A 6,012-nucleotide genomic window follows, 5' to 3' on the forward strand; every position below is an offset into this window, starting at 1 on the left:
GTGGAACTCGGCGAGTCGGCCTGGGGAGCCGTGTACCTGCAGGGCGTCAACGAGGAGACCCACGGCATCGCCGACTCCCTCATCAGCGTCCTCGCCCACCGCTCCCGGGACATCCTCACCGACCTTCTCGCCCGCCGCGCCGGCGGCACCGGATCCAGGAGCGCCTGATGGAGCGGACACTGGTCATCGCCCCCGGCCCGACGGCCAATGGGGACCTGCACCTCGGCCACCTGGCCGGCCCGTTCCTCGCCGCCGACGTCTGCGCGCGGTACGCCCGCGCCGCGGGCCACGACGTGCTGTTCGGCACGGGCGTGCACTTCACGCAGAACTACATCGTGACCACCGCCCGCCGACTGGGCGTGGCGCCGGAAGAGCTGCGCGTCCGCTCGGCCGGGCAGGTGGAGGAGACCCTGACGGCCATGGGCATCGTGCCCGACGGGTTCGTCAGGTTCGGGGACCGCTACGTCAAGACGGTCCGGACCTTCTTCGAGCGCCTGCACGGCCGCGGCAAACTCCGTCTGCAGGGCGTCATGTTCCCGTACGCGCCGCGCACCGGCGAGTTCCTCACGGACGCGTACGTCCGCGGGGGCTGCCCGGTGTGCCTCGCCGACGGGTGCGCCGGGCTCTGCGAGAACTGCGGCCACTGGATCGCCTCCGGCGACCTGATCGACCCGCGCTCCACCCTGCACCCCGAGGACCCGGTCGAACTGCGCGAGCAGCAGGTGCTGGTGCTGCCGCTCGAAGACCACCGCGAGGCGCTCACCGCGTACTTCGCCCGGCAGAGCGCGACGATGCGCCCGCGCCTGGCGCAGATGATCGAGGAGATCCTCGCGCGGCCGCTCCCGGACTACCCCGTCACGCTCCCCATCGCCTGGGGCATCCCCGCGCCCTTCCCCGAGGTCGCCGGCCAGGTGATCTACGCGGATGCCGAGACCATCGCGTGGAGCATGCACGGCACCGCGCTGGCCGCCGAGCAGCGCGGCGAAGTGGTGGCATCCGATGACGAGTTGTGGTTCTCGGAGACCGGTAACAAGGTCGTGTACTTCTTCGGGTCGGACGCCGGGTTCGCCTTCGCCGTCGTAGGGGCGGCCATGCTGGAGGCACTGGGCGGCTACGTCCTGCCCGATCACTTCGTCACCAACGAGTTCTACGAGCTCGACCACGACAAGTTCTCCACGAGCCGCGGCCACGTCGTGTCGGGCCGGGAGCTGGCCGCCGAGGTGCCCCGGGACGTCATCCGGTTCCATCTCGCCGCGACCAGCCCGGACTTCCAGCGCACCAACTTCACCCGCGAGGCACTGGACCGGGTGACCGGTGAACGGCTCGTACAGCCGTGGAACCGGGTCGCCGACAAGATCGACCGCTGGGCCGGCCAAGGCCCGCTCCCGGTGTCCCAGCGGTCCCGGGACGCGGCCGCGCGCGTCCTGGAGCGCTTCGCCGCCGCTTACGACGTCCGCCGGTTCAACCTGAGCGCGGCCGCCTTCACCCTGTCCGAGCAGCTGGCCCGGCTAGACCGGTGGGCGGCGGGACCGGTCGACGCCGGAGACTTCTGCCACGAGGTCGACGTGTTCCTGCGCTGCGCCGCGCCGCTCCTGATCGACCTGGCCGGGCAGGCCCTCCCGGACCGCGTGATCCCCGCCGCGCCGCACGCCGCGGAGTTCACCCCCGTACGGTTGCCGCGCCTGGCGGAGCCGCGGCGGTGAGCGCGGCGGCGGTCGTGGTCGTGGGGGCGGGCGTCACCGGGCTGCTGACCGCGGTGGAGTGCGCGCTGGCCGGGCACCGGGTGAGCGTGCTCGACCGGGGACCGATCCCCAATCCGCGGTCCGGCTCGTACGACCAGCACCGGGTCATCCGCACCCTCGGCCCGGACGACGCCGACGCGACCCGGAGGATGACCGCGGCCCACCGCCGCTGGCGGGAACTGGAGAACCTGTTCGGGACCCGCCTGTTCCGTCCGGTCGGAGTGGTCCGCGCCTGGCCCCGCGAGCGCCTCCCGGCGCTGGCCTCGGCGGCCGCCGAGGCGGGGACCCGCGTACGGACCGTGGAACCACGGGAGCTGCCGTACCTGGAGTTCCCGCCGGACTCGGCCGGCGTACTGGACGCGGCAGGCGGGGTGTTGCTCGCCGCCCGGGCCCTGGAGGCCGCCGTCCGGTGGCTCGGCGCGCATCCGGCGGTCACGCTGCGGCCGTACCGCGAGGTGACCGGGATCGACACGGACCGCGCCGGGGTGCGGCTGTCCTGCGGGGAGCGGCAGGCCGCCGATCTCGTCCTCGTCGCGGCCGGCCCGTGGACCCGCGACCTGGTCGGGGAGCAGCCGGTCGTACTGCACCGCCAGACCATGGTCTACCTGCACCCGCCGCCGGACGCCGCGCGGTGGTGGGCGCGGGCCCCCGCGGCCGGGGGCCTCGGCCCGGACGGCCGGGGGTGGGCGGTGCCGCCCGGGGACGGCACGCTCCTGAAGATCAGCTCCGACGCGGTCTGCCGCGCGGTGGACACCACCGCGGACGGCGACGCCGAGGACCAGGCGCCCTGGACGGAGCGGCTGGCCGCCGCGGCCCCCCTGACCGGCCTGGACCGCTACACCGTGGCGGCCGTGAAGACCTGCCACTACGCGGCCGACGCGGAGACGGGCGGCCCGCGGCTGGTCCGTGCGGGCCCCGCCGTCTGGGCACGGGCCGCGTGCGGCGGCTCCGGATTCGCTTCGGCTCCGCTCGTCGCGGGCCACATCGCCGGCGTCTTGAACGACCGGGGCAGCTTGGACGACTTGAGGGATTTCAGGGAAGGGGCGGCATGACGGACGATGCTCCGGTCCGGGTGTTCGACGCGCTGAAGGCGACTCCGACACCGGTCCGCTATCTCCTCGGCGGCGTACTGGTCAACCAACTCGGCGCGTTCGTCCAGACGTTCCTCGTGCTGTACCTGACCTTCCGCGGCGCGTCGGTCAGCGCGGCGGGACTGGCGCTCGTCGCGTACAGCATCGGTTCGATCTTCGGCACGATGCTCGGAGCCGAGATCACCCACCGGTTCGGCCCCCGGACCACGATCATGACGGCCATGGCGGCCTCGGCCCCGCTGGTGGGCTCGATCTCCTGGCTGAGCGGGCCGGGGACGCTGTGGCCGCTGCTGGTCGTGGTCGGGCTCGCGGGCCTGTTCACCCAGGCGTACCGGCCGGCGGCCGCCGTGCTGCTCAGCGACCTGATGCCGGAGCGGTACCAGGTCATGGCGTTCTCGATGATGCGCATCGCGCTGAACATCGGCGCCGCGCTGGCCCCGCTGATCGCCGCGGTCGTCATCCTGGTCGACTGGGACCTGCTCTTCTGGATCGACGGCGGGACCGCGCTGGTCTACGCCCTGCTGGCCTTCGCCCTGCTCCCCAAGCAGGTCCCGCAGGCGCAGGCGCAGGCGGAGGCGAATCGGGAAGGCGCCGTGCCGGCAGCCTCGGAAGCCGGGACCGAGACCGAGACCGAGACCGAGGCGGAGGCCGCCGCGCCGGCCGCCGACAGCCGCTCCGCGTACGCCGCGATGCTCAGCGACCGGAAGTACCTGCTCTACCTGGGCGCCATCCTGCTCGGCTCGCTCACCTACGCCCAGGGCCACATCGCCCTCCCGCTGCAGCTCGCCGCGGACCACTACCCGACCAGCTTCTACAGCACGGTGCTCACGGTGTCCTCCGTCGTCCTGATCACCTGCGAGCTCAAGATCACCGCGTACCTCAGCAGGCTGCCCAAGCACGTACGGGTGATCACCGGCCACCTGGTGGAGGCCGTCGGCCTCGCCGTCTACGGACTGTCCTCCCGGTCCGGCGCGTTCACCATCGCCGGAGCCGTCCTGGTCGTCTTCGGCATCATGATCGCCGCCCCGAGCATGTTCGCCCACCCGGCGACCTTCCCCGCGGCGGTCAAAGCCCGCTACATCGGCACCATGCAGGCCGTCGGCGGGGCGGCCTCCGCCCTCGCCCCACTGTTCGGCGTCTTCCTCTGGACCCGGCTCGGCGGCGGGTTCTGGCTGCTGTGCGGGATCGTGACCGCCGCGGCCGGATTCCTCGCCCTGGCCGGCGTACGGCAGCCACCCGAGCCGGCCCCGGCCAAGGACGCGGGCCCGCGCACCGAGGGCGAGCCCGAAGTCGTGGGAGGCACCTCATGAGCGACCGGCGGCAGCCGCGGACGGCCACCGGGCCGGTCCTGATCGTGGGGTTCGTGGGCGTCACGCTCGCCGCGATCGGGGAGTTCCAGCCGGACGACTCGGTGATCTACATCGAGGAGCCCGACGTCGTCCGCAAGCGGCACGTGCGCGAGCAGCTCGACGGGGTGGCGTTCGTCCGCGGCCTGATCGAGTGGGAGTACCACCTGGCCGGCAAGGCCGACGAGTTCCACAACGCCCACCCCGACCTCGCCCCCGTCGCGATCGTTCCGGCGATCGAGTACGCGACCCCGTTCGCCGCCCGCCTCGCGGAGCGCTACGGTCTGCCCGGTTCCGGCCTCGGGGCAGCGCAGATCCTGCGCGACAAGGCGCTGCTGCGCCGGGTGAGCGCGGCGGCGGGCATCGCCAACCCGGCGAGCGTCCGGGTGAACGGCCCCGACGGGGTGAGGGAGTTCCTTGGCGGCCGGGACGGGCCCGTGGTGCTGAAACCCGCCAACCGTCAGGCCGCCGTGGGCACCCGGGTGATCCGCGACCCGGCCGAGGTCGAACGGGCATGGGCGGACTGCCTCGTCCAGGACGAGGGCGTCTTCGTCCCCGACCGGCCCATGGAACTGTCCATGCTCGCCGAGGAGTACCTCGACGGGCCGGAGTTCAGCGTCGAGATGCTCGTACGCGACGGACACCCGCTGTTCGTCAACGTCACCGGCAAGCAGCTCTTCCCCGGGCCCCACCCGGTGGAGATGGCGCACATCGTGCCGGCCGACATACCCCAGGAGCTCGCGCGGACGCTCGGCGCGCAGACCGCTCGCGTGGTCGCGGCCGTCGGCTTCCGCGACGGGATCGTGCACTGCGAGTGGATCGTTTCCGGCGGTGTCCCGCACCTCGTGGAATGCGCGGGCCGGCTCGCCGGCGGGGGCATCGTCGACACCATCCAACTGGCCTACCCCGTAGAGCTCATGCGCAGCTACTACGCGGTGCTCAGGGGCGAGGACCCGCCCGTGGGGCTGCCCCGGCGGGCCAAGGGCGGAGCCGCCGTACGGTTCCTGGCCGCCGGGCCGGGCCGGGTCGCGGCCGTGCACGGCGTCGAGGACGCCCGGCGGGTCGACGGCGTGTTCCTGGTCGCGGTCACCGCCGAGCCGGGTGACCGGTTCACGGGGCTGCGCCACTCCTGGGACCGGGCGGGGATCGTCATGGCCACCGCCGACAGCTCTGCCGAGGCGCTGCGGCGGGCCGAGGCCGCCGCGGCCGCGGTCCGGATCGACATCGAGGAGGAAGCGTGACGGTGCGGGAGGCCGGAGTACTGGCGATCGGCGCGGGCCCGGCGAATCTGGCGCTCGCAGTGGCCATCGAGGAGTCGGGTTCGGCCGAACTGGCGGACGGAACGCTGCTGTTGGAGCAGAGTCCGGACGTCAAGTGGCAGCGCGATCTGCTGATGCCGTGGGCGCGGAGCCAGGTGTCCTTCCTGAAGGACCTGGTGACGTTGCGGAATCCGTCGAGCAGGTTCACCTTTCTGAACTTCCTCCACGAACAGGGCCGGTTGGACGAGTTCATCAACCTGGGCACCTTCCACCCGTACCGGTGGGAGTTCTCCGACTACCTCCAGTGGGTCGCCACCTCGCTGAAGCGGGTGCGGATCCAGTACGGGGCGCGGGCCGCCCGTGTCGACCCGGTGCTGGCCGCGGACGGCTCCGTCTCCGGGTGGAGCGTGCTGCTGACGGACGGGGACGAGATCCGCTGCCGGGACCTCGTCGTCGGCGGTGGCCGCGACCCGCGCGTTCCGGAGGTCTTCGCCGGCCTGCCGGCCGACCGGCTGATCCACAGCGCCCAGTACCGGACCCGGATCGCGGGGATCGCGCGCGACGAGCCGGTGCG

The 6,012-nt window shown here is 73.1% G+C and carries 5 protein-coding genes; all 5 read left to right on the forward strand.

Features of this window, described 5'->3' with window-relative positions; translation table 11 throughout:
• The first annotated feature begins 167 nt into the window (after window positions 1–167).
• Complete coding sequence (locus K7B10_RS40430) at window positions 168–1,703, forward strand: class I tRNA ligase family protein (RefSeq protein WP_229346037.1); 1,536 nt, start codon at window positions 168–170, stop codon at window positions 1,701–1,703.
• On the forward strand, window positions 1,700–2,794 hold the full coding sequence (locus K7B10_RS40435) for an NAD(P)/FAD-dependent oxidoreductase (protein ID WP_229346040.1): 1,095 nt from the start codon (window positions 1,700–1,702) through the stop codon (window positions 2,792–2,794). The genes K7B10_RS40430 and K7B10_RS40435 overlap by 4 nt, the downstream gene beginning before the upstream one ends.
• Window positions 2,791–4,143 carry an MFS transporter gene (locus tag K7B10_RS40440; protein WP_229346043.1) on the forward strand — a complete coding sequence of 451 codons (1,353 nt, stop codon included), beginning with the start codon at window positions 2,791–2,793 and terminating at the stop codon, window positions 4,141–4,143. Before K7B10_RS40435 ends, K7B10_RS40440 begins: the two co-directional genes overlap by 4 nt.
• Window positions 4,140–5,420, forward strand: a complete 1,281-nt coding sequence (locus K7B10_RS40445; RefSeq protein ID WP_229346045.1) for an ATP-grasp domain-containing protein — start codon at window positions 4,140–4,142, stop codon at window positions 5,418–5,420. The genes K7B10_RS40440 and K7B10_RS40445 overlap by 4 nt, the downstream gene beginning before the upstream one ends.
• Window positions 5,417–6,012, forward strand: a 596-nt coding sequence (locus K7B10_RS40450) for a SidA/IucD/PvdA family monooxygenase (RefSeq protein ID WP_229346047.1), incomplete at its 3' end; no start/stop codon positions are given. The genes K7B10_RS40445 and K7B10_RS40450, both read left to right, overlap by 4 nt.

The organism is Streptomyces flavotricini (genome assembly GCF_020639365.1).
In the GTDB taxonomy this organism is placed as follows: Bacteria; Actinomycetota; Actinomycetes; order Streptomycetales; family Streptomycetaceae; genus Streptomyces; species Streptomyces flavotricini.

Bases quoted from the DNA above. Each gene is read 5' to 3' on its own strand.
- K7B10_RS40440 (WP_229346043.1), top strand. From the start codon at position 2,791: ATGACGGACGATGCTCCGGTCCGGGTGTTCGACGCGCTGAAGGCGACT.
- K7B10_RS40430 (WP_229346037.1), top strand. From the start codon at position 168: ATGGAGCGGACACTGGTCATCGCCCCCGGCCCGACGGCCAATGGGGAC.
- K7B10_RS40445 (WP_229346045.1), top strand. From the start codon at position 4,140: ATGAGCGACCGGCGGCAGCCGCGGACGGCCACCGGGCCGGTCCTGATC.